The organism is Streptomyces sp. rh34, from assembly GCF_002551245.1.
Lineage (GTDB): Bacteria > Actinomycetota > Actinomycetes > Streptomycetales > Streptomycetaceae > Streptomyces.
In genome coordinates, this window is the sequence record NZ_NTGZ01000120.1 from 1 (window position 1) to 22007 (window position 22007).

At 71.3% G+C, this 22007-nt stretch carries 20 protein-coding genes; 17 read left to right on the forward strand and 3 right to left on the reverse strand.

The genetic code is table 11. The features are described 5' to 3' along the window. Both CR470_RS21665 and thrS read left to right on the forward strand, forming a co-directional pair. Window positions 1-1183 (forward strand): hypothetical protein (locus CR470_RS21665; RefSeq protein ID WP_107489489.1); only part of this gene is annotated, 1183 nt, incomplete at its 5' end. A gap of 99 nt (window positions 1184-1282) precedes the next feature. Then, window positions 1283-3259: a threonine--tRNA ligase gene (thrS, locus tag CR470_RS21670; RefSeq protein ID WP_097869214.1), complete on the forward strand. Its 1977-nt coding sequence runs from the start codon at window positions 1283-1285 to the stop codon at window positions 3257-3259. A 29-nt stretch (window positions 3260-3288) separates the two neighbouring features. Here the strand turns inward: thrS and CR470_RS21675 are convergent, their stop codons facing one another. Beyond that, on the reverse strand, window positions 3289-3966 hold the full coding sequence (locus CR470_RS21675) for a potassium channel family protein (protein WP_097869215.1): 678 nt from the start codon (window positions 3964-3966) through the stop codon (window positions 3289-3291). A gap of 66 nt (window positions 3967-4032) precedes the next feature. On the opposite strand from CR470_RS21675, the gene CR470_RS21680 reads away from it, so the two are divergent. Then, the gene (locus CR470_RS21680; RefSeq protein WP_097869216.1) at window positions 4033-4608 is read left to right on the forward strand and encodes an HIT family protein; all 576 of its coding nucleotides are present in this window, start codon (window positions 4033-4035) and stop codon (window positions 4606-4608) included. A gap of 49 nt (window positions 4609-4657) precedes the next feature. Here the strand turns inward: CR470_RS21680 and CR470_RS21685 are convergent, their stop codons facing one another. Both CR470_RS21685 and CR470_RS21690 read right to left on the reverse strand, forming a co-directional pair. Next, entirely contained in the window at window positions 4658-6328 is a 1671-nt protein-coding gene (locus CR470_RS21685) for a hypothetical protein (RefSeq protein WP_097869217.1), read from the reverse strand. Window positions 6329-6481: 153 nt separating this feature from the next. Next, a complete protein-coding gene (locus CR470_RS21690) occupies window positions 6482-8707 on the reverse strand; it encodes an elongation factor G-like protein EF-G2 (protein ID WP_097869218.1) in 2226 nt (741 codons plus the stop codon). A 370-nt stretch (window positions 8708-9077) separates the two neighbouring features. Here CR470_RS21690 and pgsA point away from each other — a divergent pair, with 370 nt between their 5' ends. The 14 genes from pgsA to CR470_RS21760 all read left to right on the forward strand — a co-directional run bounded on the left by pgsA (window position 9078) and on the right by CR470_RS21760 (window position 21720). After that, window positions 9078-9788 carry a phosphatidylinositol phosphate synthase gene (gene pgsA / locus CR470_RS21695; protein ID WP_097869219.1) on the forward strand — a complete coding sequence of 237 codons (711 nt, stop codon included), beginning with the start codon at window positions 9078-9080 and terminating at the stop codon, window positions 9786-9788. After that, window positions 9785-10705 (forward strand): phosphatidylinositol mannoside acyltransferase, encoded by a 921-nt coding sequence (locus CR470_RS21700; protein WP_097869220.1) that lies wholly within the window; start codon window positions 9785-9787, stop codon window positions 10703-10705. The genes pgsA and CR470_RS21700 overlap by 4 nt, the downstream gene beginning before the upstream one ends. Beyond that, a complete protein-coding gene (locus tag CR470_RS21705) occupies window positions 10702-11862 on the forward strand; it encodes a glycosyltransferase family 4 protein (RefSeq protein WP_097869221.1) in 1161 nt (386 codons plus the stop codon). Before CR470_RS21700 ends, CR470_RS21705 begins: the two co-directional genes overlap by 4 nt. Window positions 11863-11939: 77 nt before the next feature. Further along, complete coding sequence (locus CR470_RS21710; RefSeq protein WP_097869222.1) at window positions 11940-12488, forward strand: hypothetical protein; 549 nt, start codon at window positions 11940-11942, stop codon at window positions 12486-12488. Window positions 12489-12621: 133 nt separating this feature from the next. Next, the gene (gene pdxS / locus CR470_RS21715; protein ID WP_018960500.1) at window positions 12622-13542 is read left to right on the forward strand and encodes a pyridoxal 5'-phosphate synthase lyase subunit PdxS; all 921 of its coding nucleotides are present in this window, start codon (window positions 12622-12624) and stop codon (window positions 13540-13542) included. Between the two features lie 6 nt (window positions 13543-13548). After that, entirely contained in the window at window positions 13549-14142 is a 594-nt protein-coding gene (gene pdxT, locus CR470_RS21720) for a pyridoxal 5'-phosphate synthase glutaminase subunit PdxT (RefSeq protein WP_097869223.1), read from the forward strand. 61 nt (window positions 14143-14203) lie between these two features. Continuing rightward, window positions 14204-14956 (forward strand): YebC/PmpR family DNA-binding transcriptional regulator, encoded by a 753-nt coding sequence (locus tag CR470_RS21725; protein ID WP_097869224.1) that lies wholly within the window; start codon window positions 14204-14206, stop codon window positions 14954-14956. 173 nt (window positions 14957-15129) lie between these two features. Continuing rightward, window positions 15130-15753 carry a crossover junction endodeoxyribonuclease RuvC gene (ruvC, locus tag CR470_RS21730; protein ID WP_097869225.1) on the forward strand — a complete coding sequence of 208 codons (624 nt, stop codon included), beginning with the start codon at window positions 15130-15132 and terminating at the stop codon, window positions 15751-15753. Beyond that, window positions 15750-16376, forward strand: coding sequence for a Holliday junction branch migration protein RuvA (ruvA, locus tag CR470_RS21735; protein WP_097869226.1), 627 nt, complete (start codon window positions 15750-15752; stop codon window positions 16374-16376). The genes ruvC and ruvA overlap by 4 nt, the downstream gene beginning before the upstream one ends. A gap of 29 nt (window positions 16377-16405) precedes the next feature. After that, window positions 16406-17494 carry a Holliday junction branch migration DNA helicase RuvB gene (gene ruvB / locus CR470_RS21740; protein ID WP_097869227.1) on the forward strand — a complete coding sequence of 363 codons (1089 nt, stop codon included), beginning with the start codon at window positions 16406-16408 and terminating at the stop codon, window positions 17492-17494. Between the two features lie 166 nt (window positions 17495-17660). Continuing rightward, window positions 17661-18149, forward strand: a complete 489-nt coding sequence (gene yajC / locus CR470_RS21745) for a preprotein translocase subunit YajC (RefSeq protein WP_097869228.1) — start codon at window positions 17661-17663, stop codon at window positions 18147-18149. Between the two features lie 150 nt (window positions 18150-18299). Next, window positions 18300-20072 (forward strand): protein translocase subunit SecD, encoded by a 1773-nt coding sequence (gene secD / locus CR470_RS21750; protein ID WP_097869229.1) that lies wholly within the window; start codon window positions 18300-18302, stop codon window positions 20070-20072. A 1-nt stretch (window position 20073) separates the two neighbouring features. Beyond that, on the forward strand, window positions 20074-21165 hold the full coding sequence (gene secF, locus CR470_RS21755; RefSeq protein ID WP_097869230.1) for a protein translocase subunit SecF: 1092 nt from the start codon (window positions 20074-20076) through the stop codon (window positions 21163-21165). Between the two features lie 3 nt (window positions 21166-21168). Continuing rightward, window positions 21169-21720 (forward strand): adenine phosphoribosyltransferase, encoded by a 552-nt coding sequence (locus CR470_RS21760; protein WP_097869231.1) that lies wholly within the window; start codon window positions 21169-21171, stop codon window positions 21718-21720. Window positions 21721-22007: the final 287 nt, after the last annotated feature.

Sequence of the window (22007 nt, forward strand, 5' to 3'; positions counted from 1 at the left end):
CCCCGGGCCCCCGCCACTCGCCGGGGCCGGTGAGGGACTGCCCGACCCCGCGGTCCTCGGGGCCCTCCTGCGCCGGCACGGGTGGCAGCGGCGCGGGGGAGCGCCGGGACGCTACGGCCGCTGGACCCCGCCCGGATCCGCCGCGGGGACGACCAGCCTGCTGGTGCCCGAGAGCGCGACCCTTCCCGACAGCGGGGAGCTGATAGAGGAGGCCCTTCTCGCCCTCGGCCACAGCGCCGCCCCCTCCGCCCGCGACATTCTGGTCTCCCTCACCCTTCCCAGCGACGAGATCCGCTGGTGGCGCGAGGTTCCCGAGTCGGCGGCCGGAGCCGCGGGCGCCGCGGGCTGGACCGAGGCGGAGGAGCTGCGCTCGGCCGCCCGGCAGGTCCTCATGGCCGGGGCCCTCGCGGCACGCGGCCGGGCCGGCTACCACGGGGCCCGGCACCGCCGGAAGGCACGCGCGGCCCTGGACGACGCCCTGATCGGGCCCGGAGCCGACGGCCGGAGCCTCACCGCGTACGTCCCCGTCGCCTCCGGCCGCGCCGTCGCCGTGCGGCTCTGCCACGCCCTGCACGCCACCCGCGAGGCGGTGGACTACCAGCGGGCCACCGGCGGCATGGAGGCCTTCGACAGCGCGGTCGCGGCGGGCGTCGGCCGGGAGCTGACCGAGGCGCTGATCGCTTTGGTACGCGGCTCCGAGGGGGCCGGGATCGACCTGCGGTGGGCGCCCGCCGCGGGCGCTCCGGACGGCTGCCCGGCCCGCCCCGCGCCCGTCGAGTTCTCCCCCGGCGACCTGCCGGCCCTGCGCGCCGCCGGAGCCCGCTACCTCCGCGACGAACCCGCCGTGCAGGTGCGGCTGACCGGCGCGGTGGTCCGGCTGCGCCGGTCGGGGCCGCGCGGCGCCGGGATCGTACGGCTGCGGGTGCTGGCCGGGGCCGAGGTCGCGCACGTCCGCGTGGAGCTGGACGAGGAGGCGTACCGCATCGCGGGCCACGCCCACCTGGTCGGGCTGCCGCTCCGGGTGGAGGGGCGGCTGGAGAACCGGGGCGGCTTCCGGCGGCTCACCGGGGCCTCGCAGGTCGCGCCCGTCCAGGTCGACGAGGCCGAACGGGACCGGCTGATGAAGGCACTCCAGGAGAACGTGGACCACTTCGAGGAGGCGTGCGCGGGGGAGGAGCCGTAGCCCGGCCCGGAAGGCGTTCGCATCGGGGGCGTACGGCTCGGTACGATTCTCCTTGCCCGTGCGATACGAAACGGGCGCCCCCTCAGTCAGGAGAGACCGGTGTCAGACGTCCGTGTGATCATCCAACGCGATTCCGAGCGGGAAGAGCACGTGGTGACGACGGGCACGACGGCCGGCGAGCTCTTCCCCGGTCAGCGCACCGTCGTCGCCGCGCGCATCGGCGGCGAGCTGAAGGACCTCTCCCACGAGCTTCAGGACGGCGAGTCCGTCGAGCCGGTGGAGATCTCCTCCGAGGACGGCCTGAACATCCTGCGCCACTCCACCGCGCACGTCATGGCCCAGGCCGTGCAGGAGCTCTTCCCCGACGCGAAGCTCGGCATCGGCCCGCCGGTCAAGGACGGCTTCTACTACGACTTCGACGTCGAGAAGCCGTTCACGCCCGAGGACCTCAAGGCCATCGAGAAGAAGATGCAGGAGATCCAGAAGCGGGGCCAGAAGTTCTCCCGCCGGGTCGTCTCCGACGAGGCCGCCCGCGAGGAGCTGGCCGACGAGCCGTACAAGCTGGAGCTCATCGGCATCAAGGGCTCCGCGTCCTCGGACGACGGCGCGGACGTCGAGGTGGGCGGCGGCGAGCTGACCATCTACGACAACCTCGACCCCAAGACCGGCGACCTGTGCTGGAAGGACCTCTGCCGGGGTCCGCACCTGCCCACCACCCGGTTCATCCCGGCGTTCAAGCTGATGCGCAACGCCGCCGCGTACTGGCGCGGCAGCGAGAAGAACCCGATGCTCCAGCGCATCTACGGCACCGCCTGGCCGACCAAGGACGAGCTGAAGGCGCACCTGGAGTTCCTGGAGGAGGCCGCCAAGCGCGACCACCGCAAGCTCGGCAGCGAGCTGGACCTCTTCTCCTTCCCCGACGAGATCGGCCCCGGCCTCGCGGTCTTCCACCCCAAGGGCGGCGTCATCCGCCGGGCCATGGAGGACTACTCGCGCCGCCGTCACGAGGAGGAGGGCTACGAGTTCGTCTACAGCCCGCACGCCACCAAGGGCAAGCTCTTCGAGAAGTCCGGCCACCTGGACTGGTACGCCGACGGCATGTACCCGCCCATGCAGCTCGACGACGGGGTGGACTACTACCTCAAGCCGATGAACTGCCCCATGCACAACCTGATCTTCGACGCGCGCGGCCGCTCCTACCGTGAACTGCCGCTGCGCCTCTTCGAGTTCGGCACGGTGTACCGGTACGAGAAGTCGGGCGTCGTGCACGGCCTGACCCGCTCGCGCGGCTTCACGCAGGACGACGCGCACATCTACTGCACCAAGGAGCAGATGGCCCAGGAGCTCGACCGCACGCTCACCTTCGTGCTGAACCTGCTCCGCGACTACGGGCTCACCGACTTCTACCTGGAGCTCTCCACCAAGGACCCGGAGAAGTACGTCGGCTCCGACGAGACCTGGGAAGAGGCCACCGAGACGCTGCGTCAGGTCGCCGAGAAGCAGGGGCTGCCCCTGGTCCCGGACCCGGGCGGCGCCGCGTTCTACGGCCCGAAGATCTCCGTGCAGTGCAAGGACGCCATCGGCCGCACCTGGCAGATGTCGACCGTGCAGCTCGACTTCAACCTGCCGGAGCGCTTCGACCTGGAGTACACCGGGCCCGATGGTTCCAAGCAGCGCCCGGTCATGATCCACCGTGCCCTGTTCGGCTCCATCGAGCGCTTCTTCGCCGTGCTCCTGGAGCACTACGCGGGCGCGTTCCCGGTCTGGCTCGCCCCGGTCCAGGCCGTCGGCATCCCGATCGGCGACGCCCACATCCCCTACCTCCAGGAGTTCGCCGCCAAGGCGCGCAAGCAGGGGCTGCGGGTGGACGTGGACGCGTCCTCGGACCGGATGCAGAAGAAGATCCGCAACCAGCAGAAGGCCAAGGTGCCCTTCATGATCATCGCTGGTGATGAGGACATGGCCAACGGCGCCGTCTCCTTCCGCTACCGCGACGGTTCGCAGGAGAACGGCATCCCGGTCGACGAGGCCCTCGCCAAGATCGCGAAGGCCGTCGAGGACCGCGTACAGGTCTGATCGCTACGGCAGGAACGGCCCCCGCGGCGTCAACCGCGCTCCGGGGGCCGTTTCTCGTCCTCCCGGGTGAACACCTGGATCAGCCAGGACGAGAACGACCCCGTCACCGCGCCGAGCAGCGCCAGGCCGCCGGTCATCAGCAGCGCCGCGACCGTCCGGCCCCAGAACGTGACCGGTGCGGCGTCCCCGTAACCGACCGTCGTGAGCGTCGCGCACGCCCACCACACCGCGTCGCCGAACGTGCGGATGGAAGCGCCGGGGGCCGTGTGCTCCAGGTGGTAGACCGTGAGCGAGGCGGCGAAGCCGAGCAGGGCGGCGGTCAGGCTCGCGTACGAGATCACCCGCGCGTACAGGCTGAGCCGCGGGCGGTCGCGGCGTTGCTGCACGGCCGTGTACACCTTGACCATGCGCAGCGGGCGCAGCAGGGGCAGCAGCAGGACCAGGGTGTCGAGCCAGTGCGTGCGGGGGAAGCGCCGGCCCAGTCCGCTGAGCCGCAGCCGCGTCCCGTAGTCCACGAGGAACAGCAGCCAGGTCGACCAGACGAGGATCAGGGCGAGGTCGTTCCAGGGCTCGTCGTCGTGCGGGGTCAGCACCCGGACCGCGTACCCGGTCAGGAAGAGCAGCCCCGCGGCGAAGAGCGGAATCTCCGTGCGCCGCTCCCAGCGGGTCAGCCGGGCGGACGGCTCGGGGGCGGGTCGGTCGCTCATCGCCTCAGCATCGCGGGCGGCCGGGCGGTGCGGCCCCGGCGACACGCTCCGCCGGGGTGACGCAATATGCTGATCGGCATGACGAGTGAGCCGGAGCAGCAGATCGGCGTGGGAACGCCCGACGCATTCCAGCGCCTGTGGACTCCCCACCGGATGGCGTACATCCAGGGCGAGAACAAGCCGAGCGGCCCGGGTGCCGAGGACGGCTGCCCGTTCTGTTCGATCCCCGCGAAATCCGACGAGGACGGGCTCCTCGTGGCGCGCGGCGAGCACGTCTACGCGGTGCTGAACCTGTACCCGTACAACGGTGGTCACCTCATGGTCGTCCCCTACCGTCATGTGGCCGACTACACCGAACTGGACGGCCCGGAGACGGCGGAGCTGGCGGACTTCACCAAGCGGGCGATGGTCGCGCTGCGGACGGCCTCCGGGGCGCACGGCTTCAACATCGGCATGAACCAGGGCTCGGTGGCCGGTGCCGGGATCGCCGCGCACCTGCACCAGCATCTGGTGCCGCGCTGGGGCGGGGACGCCAACTTCATGCCGGTCATCGGCCACACCAGGGTGCTGCCCCAGCTGCTCGGCGACACCCGGGCGATGCTGGCCGACGCCTGGCCGAAGGGCCAGGGCCAGGGCCGCTGAGCGCGGTACGCGAGAGGGGGCCCGGCCGGGCCCCCTCTCCCGTACGTTCCTACGCGTCGTAGACGTCGGCCTTGCGCGGGGCCGGGTCCTGGACGAGGCCGCTCAGTACCATCGAGCGGTTGTCGAAGCGCTCCGTGTCGACGCCGTTCTCCTCGAGGACGCGCATCGCCGCCGTGTGGACGGCCCGCAGCACCGGGGTGGCGGCGCGCATCGCGTCGTCCGCCATGAAGCGGTGGTTCCACGGCTTGGCCGCCCACGCGTGCCGCAGCCCGAACGGCTCGGGCAGCACTATCTTTCCGCCCAGGTAGTCCAGCAGCGGCGGATACCACGTGAGGGGGGCCCGCAGGGCGAGCCGGACGACCTCCTTGGCGTCCACCAGCGCCAGCTGGATGTCCCGCGTCTCCCAGAAGCGGACGGTCTTGTTGACCGTCTTCGTCTTCGCCGCGGGCTTGGAGAGGAACAGACCGTGCACCGGCCCCAGCGCGTGGCCCGTGACCTCGATGCGCAGGGTCTCGTGGAGCACGGTGACGGTGATCATCATGGTGATCACCAGCTGGCCGTCCCACAGGGTGAACTGGACGCCCAGATAGTGCCGGTCACCGCTGCCGAACTGCTGGTGATTGCAGATCCGCTGTATCTCGTGGGGCTTCACCTGGAAGGTGGCGACGTCCTCCCCCTCGGGGCGCGTCACGGAGTCGGCGTTCTCCCCGATGGGCGAGACGACCCAGTGCTTCACGGCCGGCGTCGGGAAGCCGCCCGTGTTCAGCGGTCCGCGCTCCAGCATCTTCAGCTGGTCGTGGATGATCCGGATCAGGTCCCAGCTGCGGAACTGGTGGATCTCCTTCGTCGGGTCCTTGGGGAGCAGCTCCTCGGCCAGCTGCCAGCTGCCCCAGCGCGTGCCCATCCCGAGGACGCCCTTGGGGCCGGCATAGAAGACGGCGTTCGACTGCTGCTCGGCCGACAGCTTCTCCAGACCCTGGCGCAGGGCCTCGCGCGCGGTCTCGTTGGGGTTCTTCGGCACCGCCTCGGGGATCTTCGCGATCACCCCGGTGCCGGAGAGCAGGCCTTCCCAGCGTGCCCGCATGTCCTTGGCCGAGGTCTCCGCGATCCGCTTGGCGATCAGCCAGCCGATCACCGGGGCGATGAGCGTGCCCCGGACGTAGAGCCCGAGCAGCCCGTCCAGGGGGAGCCTGACCATCAGGACCAGCGCGCCGATCCCGAAGGCGGCCAGGAGGACCGTGCCGACAGCGCGGAACGCCGTGTCCTTGGACTTGTTGAGCGCCTCCCGGACCAGGAAGGCGATCACCCAGGCCAGCATGCCGGGCAGGAACAGGACGCCGAACACCAAGGTCACCAGGGTGAGCCGGGTGTCACGGGCCTTGCGCAGGTTGTTCGCCGACAGGCAGTGCTCCACCACGGTCTGCGGGTCCGTGCCGAAGGACTGGATGAGCGCCTTGCGGGCGCCGCCGAGCATCCGCTCCTGGACGGCACGGGCGAACGCCTCGCCGAGATTCGGCTTGAAGTAGTCGGACTTGAAGAGTTTCGAGGAGCCCGGCTTCACCGTCGACTTGTGCCACTCGCTGTTGGCGTCGAGGATCGTCTCCACCGGACTGTCCCGATACGCCGCCGAGGCCAGGGCATTGGTCGCCACTGACTGGCCGCCCGAGCCCTGGACCGGGATCTGGGCCCCGGGTGAGAAGTCGAATCCGTCGTTGGCCACCTGTCGCCCCCACTCGCCGCACGTCTGCTCCTGCGGTGTGCCCAACTACCGTACGCGGCATACCTTCTGAGCTGCGACCACAGCGTATCGTCCGGATCACATCACCACCCGTCACCCGTGACGCGTCGGACGGCGTGTGCGACCGTGCGCCGGTCACGCGCCGGGTGCCCCGTCCGCCCGCTCCGCTCGGACCCGGGCGGCCACCTGCGGCGGCATCGCCTCGTGCCGGGCGTACGCGCGGTCGAAGCGGCCCGTGCCGTGCGACAGGGAGCGCAGATCCACCGCGTACCGGCCGACCTCGATCTCCGGCACCTCGGCCCGCACGAGAGTGCGCCCGCCCGGACTCTGCTCGGTGCCCACGACGCGGCCCCGCCGCCCCGAGAGATCGCTCATCACCGGGCCCACGTAGTCGTCGGGGACCAGGACACTCACCTCGCACACCGGTTCCAGGAGCTGGATACGGGCGTCGGACGCGGCCTCGCGCAGCGCGAGCGCCCCGGCGGTCTGGAAGGCGGCGTCCGAGGAGTCCACCGAGTGCGCCTTGCCGTCCAGCAACGTGACGCGCACGTCGACCAGAGGGTGCCCGGCGGCCAGTCCCCGGGCGGCCTGGGTTCGCACGCCCTTCTCCACCGAGGGAATGAACTGGCGCGGCACCGCGCCGCCGACGACCTTGTCGACGAACTCGACGCCCGAGCCCGGCGGCAGCGGCTCCACCTCGATCTCGCAGATCGCGAACTGGCCGTGCCCGCCCGACTGTTTGACATGCCGTCCGCGCCCGGCGGCCGGCCCGGCGAACGTCTCGCGCAGCGGCACCCGGTGCGGTTCCGCGTCGACCTGGACGCCGTAACGGCTGCGCAGCCGCTCCAGCGCGACCTCCTGGTGGGCCTCGCCCAGGCACCACAGGACGACCTGACCGGTGTCCGGGTTCTGTTCGAGGCGCAGCGTGGGATCCTCGGCGACCAGCCGGGCCAGGCCCTGCGACAGCTTGTCCTCGTCCGCCTTGCCGTGCGCCCGTACGGCCAGCGGGAGCAGCGGGTCCGGCGTCGACCAGGGCTCGATCAGCACGGGGTCGTCGGCCGGGGAGAGGGTGTCGCCGGTCTCCGCCTCGCCGAGCCGGGCCACGCACGCCAGATCGCCCGCGACGCACCGGTCCAGGGCGTGCTGCCGCCGGCCGAACGGCGAGGTGAGCGCACCGACGCGGATCTCCGCCTCGTGACAGGGGCGCGGCGCGTGTCCCGTCGCGTCCAGGCCGTGGCCGCAGAGGTGTACGGAGTCGTCGGGGCGCAGGGTGCCGGAGAAGACGCGGACCAGCGAGACCCGGCCCACGTACGGGTCGGAGGCGGTCTTGACGACCTCGGCGACCAGCGGGCCCCCGGGATCGCAGACCGGGGCGGGCCGGGGCTTGCCCGACGGGGTGGTGACGGCGGGCGGGGTGCGCTCCAGCGGGGTCGGGAAGCCGCGGGTGATCAGCTCCAGCAGTTCGACGGTGCCGATGCCCTGCCGGGCGCCCTCGGCCGCGGGCGCCGCGGTGAGGACGGGGTGGAAGGAGCCCCGGGCGACGGCCCGTTCGAGGTCCGCGATCAGCGTCGCGACGTCGAGGTCCTCGCCGCCGAGATAGCGGTCCATCAGGGACTCGTCCTCGCTCTCGGCGATGATCCCCTCGATCAGCCGGTCCCGGGCCGCCCGCAAAGGTTCCTCCTGGTCGGGCGCCGGGGGCCGCTCGGCGCGTTCCCCCGAGGAGTAGTCGAGGACGTTCCGGCTCAGCAGTCCGGTGAGCCCGGTCAGCGGGGCGTGCCCGTCGGCGCCCTCGGGGCCCAGCACGGGCAAGTACAGGGGCAGTACGGCGTCGGGGTCCTCGCCCCCGAAGGCCTCGGCGCAGATCCGGTTCATCTCCCGGTAGGAGGTGCGGGCGGTGTCCAGGTGCGTCACAACGATCGCGCGTGGCATGCCGACGAGCGCGCACTCCTCCCAGGCGGCCCGGGTGGTCGCGGCCACGGTCGCCGCGTCCTGGGCCGCGGAGACGACGAAGAGGGCCGCGTCCGCCGCCCGCAGACCGGCCCGCAACTCCCCGACGAAGTCCGCATAGCCGGGGGTGTCCAGCAGATTGATCTTGCAGCCGTCCCAGGCCACCGGGACCAGCGAGAGCTGTACGGAACGCCGTCGGCGCCGCTCGATCTCGTCGTAGTCGGAGACGGTCGCCCCGTCCTCGACCCGCCCGGCCCGGTTCACGGCTCCCGCCGTCAGGGCCAGGGCCTCGACCAGCGTGGTCTTGCCCGATCCGCTGGGGCCGACCAGCACCACGTTCCGTACGGCGGAGGGGTGGCCGGCCGTCGGTACTCCTCCGGCGGCCCCGGGTTGTGCGTGTGCCTTGTCGCCCATGGTGCGTGCCTCCCGGTCGATGGCGCGGTGCGGGGGAGGGCGACCGCGCGCGGAGCAGCGGTGGTCACGGGCACGGGGAGGCCGCCGCGGCGGCTTCGGCGACGCCCGCGGTCCTTCGAGCTTGGCACCGCGCCGGGGCCTCGTCCATACGTCGCGCACGGCACGGTTCGTGCGCCGCGCACCGGCACCGTTCGTACGCCGCCCACAGGCCCGGCCACGGTGTCGCGCACGGGTGCGGTCCGGGCCGGGCGGGGAGCCCGCGTGACCCCCGGCGGCGGGTGCCCGTCCGGTGGAAGGCACCGGCGGTGACTACGATGGGCCAGTCGGTGGCCGAAGGGGCCGCTCGGCGAACCGAACCCTCGGGAAGGCCATGCTGAACAAGTACGCGCGTGCATTCTTCACGCGTGTCCTCACACCGTTCGCCGCTCTGCTGCTCCGCCTCGGGGTCAGCCCCGACGCGGTCACTCTCGTCGGTACGGCCGGAGTGATGGCAGGTGCGCTGGTCTTTTTCCCCATGGGGGAGTTCTTCTGGGGCACGATCGTCATCACGATCTTCGTCTTCTCCGACCTCGTCGACGGCAACATGGCGCGGCAGGCCGGGATCTCCAGCCGGTGGGGCGCGTTCCTCGACTCGACGCTGGACCGGGTCGCCGACGGGGCGATCTTCGCCGGATTCGCCCTCTGGTACGCGGGCAGCGGTGACGACAACATCCTGTGCGCCGTCGCGATCTTCTGCCTGGCCAGCGGCCAGGTGGTCTCGTACACCAAGGCGCGCGGCGAGTCGATCGGCCTGCCGGTCGCGGTCAACGGCCTTGTGGAGCGCGCCGAGCGCCTGGTGATCTCGCTGGTCGCCGCGGGCCTCGCCGGACTGCACACGTTCGGCGTCCCCGGTATCGACGTCCTGCTGCCGATCGCGCTGTGGATCGTCGCCGCGGGCAGCCTCGTGACGCTGATCCAGCGCGTGGTGACCGTACGCCGCGAATCCGCCGAGGCGGACGCCGCCGAGGCCGCCGTGGGGGAGGCCGCCGCGGACTCGTCCGCCGCCGGTTCCGCCGGTCAGGGGAGCGAGGGCGACCGGTGAGCGCCGGCGCGTCCGACCTGAAGGGGCGGCTCACCGACGGGCTGTACGGCCTGGGCTGGAGCGCCGTCAAGAAGCTGCCCGAGCCCGCCGCCGCCCGGCTCTTCCGCACCATCGCCGACCAGGTGTGGAAGCGGCGCGGCAAGAGCGTGCTGCGCCTGGAGTCGAACCTGGCCCGGGTCGTCCCCGACGCGGGTCCGGAGCGACTGGCGGAGCTGTCCAGGGCCGGGATGCGCTCCTACATGCGCTACTGGATGGAGTCCTTCCGGCTGCCCGCCTGGAGCCCGGAGCGCATCAAGGACAGCATTGACATCTCCGACGTCCACCACCTGTCCGAGGGCCTGGACGCCGGGCGGGGAGTCATCGTGGCCCTGCCGCACCTCGCCAACTGGGACCACGCCGGCGCCTGGGTCACCACCGATCTGAAGGTCCCCTTCACCACCGTCGCCGAACGGCTGGAGCCGACGACCCTCTACGACCGGTTCGTCGCCTACCGTGAGGGCCTGGGCATGGAGGTCCTGCCGCACAGCGGCGGGTCCGCCTTCGGGACCCTGGCCCGGCGGCTGCGCGCGGGCGGCCTGATCTGCCTGGTGGCGGACCGGGACCTCTCCGCCTCCGGGACCGAGGTGACGTTCTTCGGCGCCACCGCCCGGATGCCCGCGGGCCCGGCGCTCCTCGCTCAGCAGACGGGCGCGAAGCTGCTGCCGGTGACCCTCTGGTACGACGGGCCGGTGATGCGCGGGCGCATCCATCCGGCGGTCGACGTGCCGCAGGAGGGCACCCGGGTCGAGAAGACCGCCGCCATGACCCAGGCCCTGGCCGACGCCTTCGCCGCCGGCATCGCCGAGCACCCGGAGGACTGGCACATGCTCCAGCGCCTCTGGCTGGACGACCTGGACCCCCGGGGGGAACCCACGTGAAGATCGGCATCGTCTGCCCGTACTCCTGGGACGTACCGGGCGGTGTGCAGTTCCACATCCGGGACCTGGCCGAGCACCTGATCCGGCTCGGCCACGAGGTCTCCGTCCTGGCCCCCGCCGACGACGAGACACCGCTCCCGCCCTACGTCGTCTCGGCGGGCCGGGCCGTCCCCGTCCCGTACAACGGCTCCGTCGCCCGGCTGAACTTCGGCTTCCTGTCGGCGGCCCGGGTGCGGCGCTGGCTCCACGACGGCACCTTCGACGTCATCCACATCCACGAGCCGACCTCCCCGTCGCTGGGCCTGCTGGCCTGCTGGGCGGCGCAGGGGCCGATCGTGGCCACCTTCCACACCTCCAACCCGCGCTCCCGGGCGATGATCGCCGCGTACCCGATCCTCCAGCCCGCGCTGGAGAAGATCAGCGCCCGGATCGCGGTCAGCGAGTACGCCCGGCGCACCCTGGTCGAGCACCTCGGCGGGGACGCCGTCGTCATCCCCAACGGCGTCGACGTCGGCTTCTTCGCCGAGGCCGAGCCGAAAGCCGCATGGCAGGGCGGGACCCTCGGCTTCATCGGCCGCATCGACGAACCCCGCAAGGGCCTGCCCGTCCTGATGAAGGCGCTGCCCGCGATCCTCGCCGCCCACCCCGGAGCCCGGCTGCTGGTCGCCGGGCGCGGTGACGAGGAGGAGGCGGTGGAGACCCTGCCGAAGGAGCTGCGCGAGCGCGTCGAGTTCCTCGGCATGGTCAGCGACGAGGACAAGGCCCGGCTGCTGCGCAGCGTCGATGTGTACGTGGCCCCGAACACCGGCGGCGAGAGCTTCGGCATCATCCTGGTCGAGGCGCTGTCGGCCGGTGCGCCGGTGCTGGCGAGCGACCTGGACGCCTTCGCCCAGGTGCTGGACCAGGGCGCGGCGGGCGACCTGTTCGCCAACGAGGACGCCGACGCGCTGGCCGCCGCGGCGATCCGGCTGCTGGGGGACCCGGAGCGCCGGGCCGGACTGCGCGAGCGCGGCGAGGCCCACGTGCGGCGCTTCGACTGGGCGACGGTGGGGGCCGACATCCTCGCGGTGTACGAGACGGTGACCGACGGGGCCGCCTCGGTCGCGGCGGACGAACGCTCCGGGCTGCGGGCCCGGTTCGGGCTGGCCCGGGACTGAGCCCGGGGGCCGTGGGGGCCCGGTCCCGGAGCCTCCCGTCGAAGCGAGGGCCTCCGGCGACGGTAGCGTGTGGGCCCGTGACCGTAACCCTCATCGTCTGGATCGTCGTCGCCCTCATCGCGGTCGGCGTGTACCTCAGCTGGACCGCCGGCCGGCTCGACCGTCTGCACTCCCGGATCGACGCCGCCCGCGCCGCCCTCGACGCCCAACTGCTGCGCCGCGCCTCGGTCACCCAGGAGCTGGCCACCTCCGGCGTCCTGGACCCGGCCGCCTCGATCGTCCTGTACGAGGCCGCGCACGCCGCCCGGCAGGCCGAGGAGGACCACCGCGAGGTCGCCGAGAGCGAACTCAGCACCGCCCTGCGCGCCGTCTTCGGCGAACCGGCCCAGGTCGACGCGGTGAAGGAGATCCCCGGAGGCGAGGAGGCGGCCATCGAACTGGCCGCCGCCGTACGCCGCGTCCCCATGGCCCGGCGCTTCCACAACGACTCCGTACGCGCCGCCCGCGCCCTGCGCCGACACCGTACGGTCAGGCTCTTCCGGCTGGCCGGGCACGCGCCGTTCCCGCTCGCCTTCGAGATGGACGACGCCCCGCCGGTGGCCCTCGCGGACCGCCCCGGCACCTGACCCGGGGAACGCCCCAGGGATCTCATCAGGGCCAAAACGATCCACGGCCTGTTCATTGGCCCTTGCTGTGGACCGGTCCCGGGGCGTTTGCTCGGCGTTGCAGCATCCAGCGTCTTTCACCGAGTGAGGTCCCGTGTCCACGCTTCCCAGCACCCCGCAGTCCGCCGAGTACCCCGCCACCGGCACCGCCCGCGTCAAGCGCGGCATGGCCGAACAGCTCAAGGGCGGCGTGATCATGGACGTCGTCGACGCCGAACAGGCGAAGATCGCCGAGGACGCGGGCGCCGTGGCCGTCATGGCCCTGGAGCGGGTGCCGGCCGACATCCGCAAGGACGGCGGCGTGGCCCGGATGTCCGACCCCAACATGATCGAGGAGATCATCGGGGCCGTCTCCATCCCCGTCATGGCCAAGTCCCGCATCGGCCACTTCGTCGAGGCCCAGGTGCTCCAGTCCCTCGGCGTCGACTACATCGACGAGTCCGAGGTGCTCACCCCGGCCGACGAGGTCAACCACAGCGACAAGTTCGCCTTCACCACCCCCTTCGTCTGTGGCGCCACCAACCTGGGCGAGGCCCTGCGCCGCATCGCCGAGGGCGCGGCCATGATCCGCTCGAAGGGCGAGGCCGGCACCGGCAACGTCGTCGAGGCCGTCCGCCACCTGCGCCAGATCAAGAACGAGATCGCCCGGCTGCGCGGCTTCGACAACAACGAGCTGTACGCCGCGGCCAAGGACCTCCGCGCCCCGTACGAGCTGGTCAAGGAGGTCGCGGAGCTCGGCAAGCTGCCCGTCGTGCTGTTCTCCGCCGGTGGCGTCGCCACCCCGGCCGACGCCGCGCTGATGCGCCAGCTCGGCGCCGAGGGCGTCTTCGTCGGCTCCGGCATCTTCAAGTCCGGCGACCCGGCCAAGCGCGCCGCCGCCATCGTGAAGGCCACCACCTTCTACGACGACCCGAAGGTCATCGCGGACGCCTCCCGCAACCTGGGCGAGGCCATGGTCGGCATCAACTGCGACACGCTGCCCGAGTCCGAGCGCTACGCCAACCGCGGCTGGTAACCACTGATGAGCGACACCCCCCTGATCGGCGTTCTGGCTCTCCAGGGCGACGTACGGGAGCATCTGATCGCCCTGGCCTCGGCGGACGCCCTGGCCAGGCCGGTCCGGCGCCCCGAGGAACTCGCCGAGGTCGACGGCCTGGTCATACCGGGCGGCGAGTCCACCACCATGTCCAAACTGGCCGTGCTCTTCGGCATGATGGAGCCGCTCCGCGAGCGGGTGCGGGCCGGGATGCCGGTCTACGGCACCTGCGCCGGAATGATCCTGCTGGCCGAGAAGATCCTCGATCCCCGCTCGGGCCAGGAGACCGTCGGCGGCATCGACATGATCGTGCGGCGCAACGCCTTCGGCCGCCAGAACGAGTCGTTCGAGGCCGCGGTCGAGGTCGGCGGTGTCGAAGGCGGCCCGGTGGACGGTGTGTTCATCCGCGCGCCCTGGGTCGAGTCCGTCGGGGCCGGGACCGAGGTCATCGCCGAACACGGCGGGCATATCGTGGCCGTCCGGCAGAAAAACGCCCTCGCCACCTCGTTCCATCCCGAACTGACCGGCGACCATCGCGTACACGCTCTGTTCGTGGACATGGTGCGCGCAGTGAACTGAGCGGACCCCGGTAGGATCTCTCGGGTTCGACTCGATTTTGGTGACGCGAAGGAGAAGGCAGATGTCCGGCCACTCTAAATGGGCTACGACGAAGCACAAGAAGGCCGTGATTGACGCCAAGCGCGGCAAGCTCTTCGCGAAGCTGATCAAGAACATCGAGGTCGCGGCGCGCTCCGGCGGCGTGGACCCCGACGGCAACCCCACGCTCGTCGACGCCATCCAGAAGGCGAAGAAGAGCTCCGTCCCGAACAAGAACATCGACTCCGCGGTCAAGCGCGGTGGCGGTCTCGAAGCGGGCGGCGCCGACTACGAGACGATCATGTACGAGGGTTACGGCCCCAACGGTGTCGCGGTGCTCATCGAATGCCTCACCGACAACCGCAACCGTGCCGCGTCCGACGTACGTGTCGCGATGACCCGGAACGGCGGCTCCATGGCCGACCCGGGCTCCGTCTCGTACCTGTTCAACCGCAAGGGCGTCGTGATCGTGCCCAAGGGCGAGCTGGCCGAGGACGACGTCCTCGGCGCGGTCCTCGACGCGGGCGCCGAGGAGGTCAACGACCTCGGCGAGACCTTCGAGGTGGTCAGCGAGGCCACCGACATGGTCGCGGTGCGCACCGCGCTCCAGGAGGCGGGCATCGACTACGACTCCGCCGAGGCCAACTTCCTGCCGACGATGCAGGTCGAGCTGGACGAAGAGGGCGCCCGCAAGATCTTCAAGCTCATCGACGCGCTGGAGGACAGCGACGACGTGCAGAACGTCTTCGCCAACTTCGACGTGTCCGACGAGGTCATGGAGAAGGTCGACGCCTGACGGCACGGCCGACAGGGCGGACACGGCCCCGTGCGACGGGCCGACGGGACACTCCCCGTCGGCCCGTCGTCCTGTGATTGCGACGCATTGTCAGTGCGAGCCGATAGCCTGCGGGAACAGATGATCGAGCGGGCGCGGCGCGCGCCGGCGACGGGCCGAGGACAGGGGGCTCCATGCGGGTTCTGGGCATTGACCCGGGGCTGACCCGATGCGGCGTCGGCGTGGTCGAAGGAGTCGCGGGAAGACCCCTGACCATGATCGGCGTCGGCGTCGTGCGCACCTCCTCCGACGCCGAGCTCGGCGACCGGCTCGTCGCCGTCGAGCGCGGCATCGAACAGTGGCTCGACGACCACTCCCCGGGCTTCGTCGCGGTCGAGCGCGTCTTCGCCCAGCACAACGTCCGCACCGTGATGGGCACGGCCCAGGCCAGCGCGGTCGCCATGCTCTGCGCCGCCCGCCGCGGCATCCCCGTGGCCCTGCACACCCCCAGCGAGGTCAAGGCGGCGGTCACCGGATCCGGCCGCGCCGACAAGGACCAGGTCGGCGCGATGGTGACCCGGCTGCTGAGACTGGACGCACCGCCCAAGCCCGCCGACGCCGCCGACGCCCTGGCCCTGGCCATCTGCCACATCTGGCGCGCCCCCGCGCAGAACCGGCTCCAGCGGGCCGTCGCCGCCCACCGCACGTCCGGCGCGTCCCGTACCTCCGGGGCGACCGGCACCCTCGGCGCGTCCCGTACGCCCGGCGCCTCCCGTACGCCCAGCACGCCCCGCCCGCTGAAAGGCCGCACCGCATGATCGCCTTCGTCTCCGGCCCGGTGGCCGCCCTCGCCCCGACCACGGCCGTCATCGAGGTCGGCGGCATCGGCATGGCGGTCCAGTGCACCCCGCACACCCTCGCCGACCTGCGCGTCGGCAAGGAGGCCCGGCTCGCCACCTCGCTGGTCGTCCGCGAGGACTCCCTCACCCTGTACGGCTTCCGGGACGACGACGAGCGGCAGGTGTTCGAGCTCCTCCAGACCGCCAGCGGCGTCGGGCCCCGCCTGGCCCAGGCGATGCTCGCCACCCACAGCCCCGACGCCCTGCGCCTCGCGGTCTCCACCGGCGACGAGAAGGCGCTGACCGCCGTGTCGGGCATCGGTAAGAAGGGCGCGCAGAAGCTGCTCCTGGAGCTCAAGGACCGGCTCGGCGAACCGGCCGGCGCGCACATCGGCCAGCAGGGCATCGGCACCCCCGCCACCTCCGGCTGGCGCGACCAGCTCCAGGCCGCCCTGATCGGCCTCGGCTACGCGAGCCGCGAGGCCGACGAGGCCGTCAACGCCGTCGCCCCGCAGGCCGAGGCCGCCGTCGCCGAGGGCACGGCACCCCCCGTGCCGCAGCTGCTGCGGGCCGCCCTGCAGACTCTCAACCGCGCACGCTGACCGGCACCGAACCACCGAAGAGGCCCTTGATGAACTGGGACGAGACCGGACCCGAGACCGATGAGCCGACCGGCCCGGTCCTCGACGACCGGCTGGTCGACGCCGGCCATCTCGACGGCGAGGACACCGCGGTCGAGGCGGCGCTGCGCCCCAAGGACCTGGAGGAGTTCGTCGGCCAGGAGAAGGTCCGCGAACAGCTCGACCTGGTCCTCAAGGCCGCCCTCGCCCGCGGGGCCACCGCCGATCACGTACTGCTCTCCGGCGCCCCCGGCCTCGGCAAGACCACTCTTTCGATGATCATCGCGGCGGAGATGAACGCCCCGATCAGAATCACCTCGGGCCCCGCCATCCAGCACGCCGGCGACCTCGCGGCGATCCTCTCCTCCCTCCAGGAGGGCGAGGTCCTCTTCCTCGACGAGATCCACCGCATGTCCCGGCCCGCCGAGGAGATGCTCTACATGGCGATGGAGGACTTCCGGGTCGACGTCATCGTCGGCAAGGGCCCCGGCGCCACCGCCATCCCGCTCGAACTGCCCCCCTTCACCCTGGTGGGGGCCACCACCCGGGCCGGACTGCTCCCGCCTCCGCTGCGCGACCGCTTCGGCTTCACCGGGCACATGGAGTTCTACGCCCCCGCCGAGCTGGAGCGCGTCATCCACCGCTCCGCCCGCCTCCTCGACGTCACCATCGACGTGGAGGGCGCCGCCGAGATCGCCGGACGCTCCCGCGGCACCCCCCGTATCGCCAACCGCCTGCTGCGCCGCGTCCGCGACTACGCCCAGGTCAAGGCCGAGGGCACGATCGACCGGGAGATCGCGATGGCGGCCCTCAAGGTGTACGAGGTTGACGACCGCGGACTCGATCGGCTGGACCGTGCCGTCCTCGGCGCCCTGCTGAAGCTCTTCGGCGGCGGCCCGGTGGGCCTGTCCACGCTGGCGGTCGCGGTGGGGGAGGAGCGGGAGACCGTCGAGGAGGTCGCCGAGCCCTTCCTCGTACGGGAAGGACTGCTGGCCAGGACTCCGCGCGGCCGTGTCGCCACCCCGGCGGCCTGGGCGCATCTGGGGCTGGTCCCGCCGCAGCACGGAGCAAAGGGACAACAGGGTCTGTTCGGGGCGTGATGGGTCACAGGTTCGCGTGCACAGGAACCCCGGTGCCATGCTGGGCGTTGTTCCATCGATGCGGACTCGCTTAGACTCCGCCGATGCCGCCCTTACCGGTCGGTGTACCCACCCCCGTATATACAGGCCGCATTCCAGCGCGGTCGTGCGAAGGAATTCCCGTCCCGTGGATATCTTGACTCTCCTCCCCTTCATCGTGCTCATCGGGGCCATGTTCCTGATGACCCGCTCCGCCAAGAAGAAGCAGGCGGCGGCCGCGCAGATGCGCAACGACATGCAGCCCGGCACCGGCGTCCGGACGATCGGGGGCATGTACGCCACCGTCAAGGAAGTCCACGACGACACCGTTATCCTCGAGGTCGCTCCCGGCGTGCACGCCATCTACGCGAAGAACTCCATCGGCGCCGTCCTGGACGACGCGGAGTACAACCGCATCGTGCACGGTGACGACCAGGAGCTGGACGCGGACGGCACCGTCGTTCCCGACGACGCCTCCTCGCTGACCGGCGAGTCCGACGACGCCGAGGTCGCCAAGATCGACCTGGCCAAGGGCGACGCGGCCGACGACGCCGAATCCGAGGACGCCGAGGTCAAGGACGTCAAGAAGGACGCCAAGGACGAGAGCAAGACCGACGGCGACGCCGACTCCAAGTAGTTCTCACGATCCCGGGGACGTCGCGCGCCCACCGGCGCGCGGCGTCCCCGGGACCGTGCGGTCGTCTGCGGGGGCAGGGTCCCCACTACACTTCGTGGCCGCTCGGGCGCGTACCCGGCGCGGGGCGGTTGGACAGGGAGAAACGAGAAGGTGGCAGCACCCAAGAAGGGCCGAGGGCCGTCCGGCGGTCAGGGCAGGCCGGGGCGTGCCCTGGCTCTGATCCTCATCGCCATGGTCGCGCTCACCGGCGGGTTGTTCCTGTCCGGGCACACCACGCCCCGGCTGGGCATCGACCTGGCCGGCGGGACGTCGATCACGCTGGAGGCGCAGAACCAGCCCGGCAAGCCGAACGCGATCAACAAGACCAACATGGACACCGCGGTCGGGATCATCGAGCGGCGTGTCAACGGTCTGGGCGTTTCCGAAGCCGAGGTCCAGACCCAGGGCTCGAAGAACATCATCGTCAACATCCCCAAGGGGACGAACTCCAAGCAGGCCCAGGAGCAGGTCGGCACCACCGCCCAGCTCTACTTCCGGCCTGTTCTGACGGTGCAGGCGAGCGGCCCCGCAGAGCCCACGCCCTCCGGTTCCGCGACTCCCTCGGGCAGCGCCACCCCGAAGCCCGGTGAGTCCGCCGAAGGCGCCGACAAGCCCAAGGGCGAGGAGTCCACCGGCTCGGAGGCCACCCCCTCGGCGAGCGCCACCACCCAGGGCCGCGCGGTCACCGGCGCCCTGACGAAGGACGACCCGACCCCCGGCGCCTCCGACAAGCCGAAGCCGTCCGACTCCCCCGAGGCCTCACCTCCCGCGGACCCGGCCACGGCCAAGCTCCAGGAGGAGTTCGCCAAGCTCGACTGCAGCGACCCCAAGCAGCGCACGGAGGCCGGCCAGAACGCCAAGCCCAGCGACTCGATCGTCGCCTGCGGCTCCAACGTCCCGGGCAGCTACGAGAAGTACGTGCTCGGCCCGGCCGAGGTCTCCGGCAGCGACGTCGACGAAGCCAAGGGCGCCATCGAGCAGCAGACCGGCGAGTGGATCGTGTCGATGGAGTTCACCTCCTCCGGCGCCAAGAAGTTCCAGAAGATCACCGGCCGGCTCTCGCAGCAGCAGCCGCCGATGAACCAGTTCGCGATCGTCCTCGACGGCGAGGTCGTCTCCGCTCCCTCGGTGCGCACGGCGCTCAGCAAGAACGCCCAGATCTCCGGCAGCTTCGACCAGCAGTCGGCCGAAGACCTCGGCAACATCCTGTCCTACGGCGCACTGCCGCTGACCTTCGAAGAGGTCAGCGTCACCACGGTGACCGCGGCGCTCGGCAGCGAGCAGCTCAAGGGCGGTCTGATCGCCGGCGGCATCGGTCTGGCACTGGTCGTCGTCTACCTGGTCGTCTACTACCGGGGCCTCGCGTTCATCGCGCTCCTGAGCCTCCTGGTCTCCGGCGTACTGACCTACACGATCATGGCTCTGTTGGGCCCGGCCATCGGCTTCGCGCTGAACCTGCCGGCGGTCTGCGGCGCCATCGTCGCCATCGGCATCACAGCGGACTCGTTCATCGTCTACTTCGAACGCGTCAGAGACGAGATCCGCGAGGGACGCACGCTTCGTCCCGCCATCGAGCGCGCCTGGCCGCGCGCCCGGCGCACCATCCTGGTCTCCGACTTCGTGTCGTTCCTGGCCGCCGCGGTGCTCTTCATCGTCACCGTCGGCAAGGTGCAGGGCTTCGCCTTCACGCTCGGCCTCACCACGCTCCTCGACGTCGTCGTGGTCTTCTTCTTCACGAAGCCCCTCATGACCCTCATGGGGCGGACGAAGTTCTTCTCCCGGGGCGGCGCGTGGTCCGGGCTGGACCCGAAGCGTCTCGGCGCCCAGCCGCCGCTGCGCCGTTCGCGCCGTGTCAACGCCCCCACCGAACCGAAGGAGGCGTGAGATGTCGCGACTCGGCAATCTCGGCGCCCGGCTCTACCGTGGCGAGGTCGGCTACGACTTCATCCGTAACCGCAAGATCTGGTACGGCATCTCGATCCTGATCACCATCACGGCCATCATCGGCGTGGCGGTCGGCGGTCTGCGCATGGGCATCGAGTTCAAGGGCGGCGCGGTCTTCACGACCGACACCAAGGCCCAGATCTCGACCGCCCAGGCCACGGACGTGGCGACCGAGGCCTCCGGCCACATGGCGATCGTCCAGGAGCTGGGCAACGGCGGTCTGCGTATCCAGATCACCGAGGTCGACACCGCCACGGCGAACAAGATCAAGGAGACGCTCTCCGACGAGCTCGGTATCCCGGCCAACGACATCAACGCGGACCTGGTCGGCCCCAGCTGGGGTGAGCAGATCGCGAACAAGGCCTGGACGGGCCTCGGGGTCTTCATGATCCTGGTGGTGATCTATCTGGCCATCGCCTTCGAGTGGCGGATGGCCGTCGCCGCCCTCATCGCGCTGATCCACGACATCACCATCACGGTCGGTGTCTACGCCCTGGTCGGCTTCGAGGTCACCCCGGGCACGGTGATCGGTCTGCTGACCATTCTCGGTTACTCCCTGTACGACACGGTGGTGGTCTTCGACAGCCTCAAGGAGGGCCAGAAGGACATCACCAAGCAGACCCGCTTCACGTACAGCGAGGTCGCCAACCGGTCGATCAACAGCACCCTGGTCCGCTCCATCAACACCACGGTGGTGGCGCTCCTGCCGGTGGCCGGTCTGCTGTTCATCGGCGGCGGCGTCTTCGGCGCGGGCATGCTGAACGACATCTCGCTGTCGCTGTTCGTCGGTCTCGCCGCCGGCGCCTACTCCTCGATCTTCATCGCCACGCCGCTCGTCGCCGACCTCAAGGAGCGCGAGCCGCAGATGAAGGCGCTGAAGAAGCGGATCCTCGCCAAGCGGGCCGCCGCGGCCGCCAAGGGCGAATCCTCCGACGACGGCTCCGAGGACCTGCGCGACGACACCGAGACCGAGACGGCGGGCACGACGATCGGCCGCCCCCGGTCGCACGGCCGTACCCCCGGGAAGCGCTGAGCGATGACGAGCACCACCGAATCCATCAGGGAGCTGCTGCTCAGCCGGATCCGCGATGTCGCGGACTACCCGAAGCCGGGCGTGATGTTCAAGGACATCACCCCGCTGCTCGCGGACCCGGTGGCCTTCACGGCGCTCACCGACGCCCTCGCGGAGCTGTGCGTACGGCACGGCGCCACGAAGATCGTCGGCCTGGAGGCGCGCGGCTTCATCCTGGCCGCGCCCGTCGCGGTCCGGGCGGGCATCGGATTCATCCCGGTCCGCAAGGCCGGGAAGCTCCCCGGCGCCACGCTGAGCCAGTCCTACGAGCTGGAGTACGGCAGCGCGGAGATCGAGATCCACGCCGAGGACCTCGACGCCGAGGACCGGATCATGATCATCGACGACGTCCTCGCCACCGGCGGCACCGCCGAGGCCTCGCTGGAGCTCATCCGGCGGGCCGGCGCCCAGGTCGCGGGCGTCGCGGTCCTCATGGAGCTCGGCTTCCTCGCGGGCCGGGCCCGCCTGGAGCCGGGCCTCGCCGGAGCGCCGCTGGAGGCCCTGATCACGGTCTGATCCGCCGGCCACCGCCCGGCGGCGGACACCGAGCACGAGGACGGGGCACCCGGGAATACCGGGTGCCCCGTCCTCGTTGTGGAGGCTTCCACCGTCCCCGGGCGAGGTCCGGCCGGGGGATCGATACCATGGGCTCTCCGGGTACCCCGGATCCGCACGAGGAGCGCTCTTGCCAGACGAGGCCCAGTCAGCCGCCGCCCCGCAGCCCGACAAGCCCGTGGCGGCCCCCGCCACGCCGCAGGAGGCCGCGCCCTCGAACGCGCCGGAGCTGTCTCTTATACACATCT

What these genes read in the sequence shown, in the direction of transcription:
- pdxT (WP_097869223.1), top strand. Translation starts at nt 13,549, where the DNA reads ATGAGCGACACCCCCCTGATCGGCGTTCTGGCTCTCCAGGGCGACGTA.
- CR470_RS21760 (WP_097869231.1), top strand. Translation starts at nt 21,169, where the DNA reads ATGACGAGCACCACCGAATCCATCAGGGAGCTGCTGCTCAGCCGGATC.
- ruvA (WP_097869226.1), top strand. Translation starts at nt 15,750, where the DNA reads ATGATCGCCTTCGTCTCCGGCCCGGTGGCCGCCCTCGCCCCGACCACG.
- CR470_RS21680 (WP_097869216.1), top strand. Translation starts at nt 4,033, where the DNA reads ATGCTGATCGGCATGACGAGTGAGCCGGAGCAGCAGATCGGCGTGGGA.
- pgsA (WP_097869219.1), top strand. Translation starts at nt 9,078, where the DNA reads ATGCTGAACAAGTACGCGCGTGCATTCTTCACGCGTGTCCTCACACCG.
- ruvC (WP_097869225.1), top strand. Translation starts at nt 15,130, where the DNA reads ATGCGGGTTCTGGGCATTGACCCGGGGCTGACCCGATGCGGCGTCGGC.
- CR470_RS21675 (WP_097869215.1), bottom strand. Translation starts at nt 3,966, where the DNA reads ATGAGCGACCGACCCGCCCCCGAGCCGTCCGCCCGGCTGACCCGCTGG.
- CR470_RS21690 (WP_097869218.1), bottom strand. Translation starts at nt 8,707, where the DNA reads ATGGGCGACAAGGCACACGCACAACCCGGGGCCGCCGGAGGAGTACCG.
- CR470_RS21725 (WP_097869224.1), top strand. Translation starts at nt 14,204, where the DNA reads ATGTCCGGCCACTCTAAATGGGCTACGACGAAGCACAAGAAGGCCGTG.
- ruvB (WP_097869227.1), top strand. Translation starts at nt 16,406, where the DNA reads ATGAACTGGGACGAGACCGGACCCGAGACCGATGAGCCGACCGGCCCG.
- secF (WP_097869230.1), top strand. Translation starts at nt 20,074, where the DNA reads ATGTCGCGACTCGGCAATCTCGGCGCCCGGCTCTACCGTGGCGAGGTC.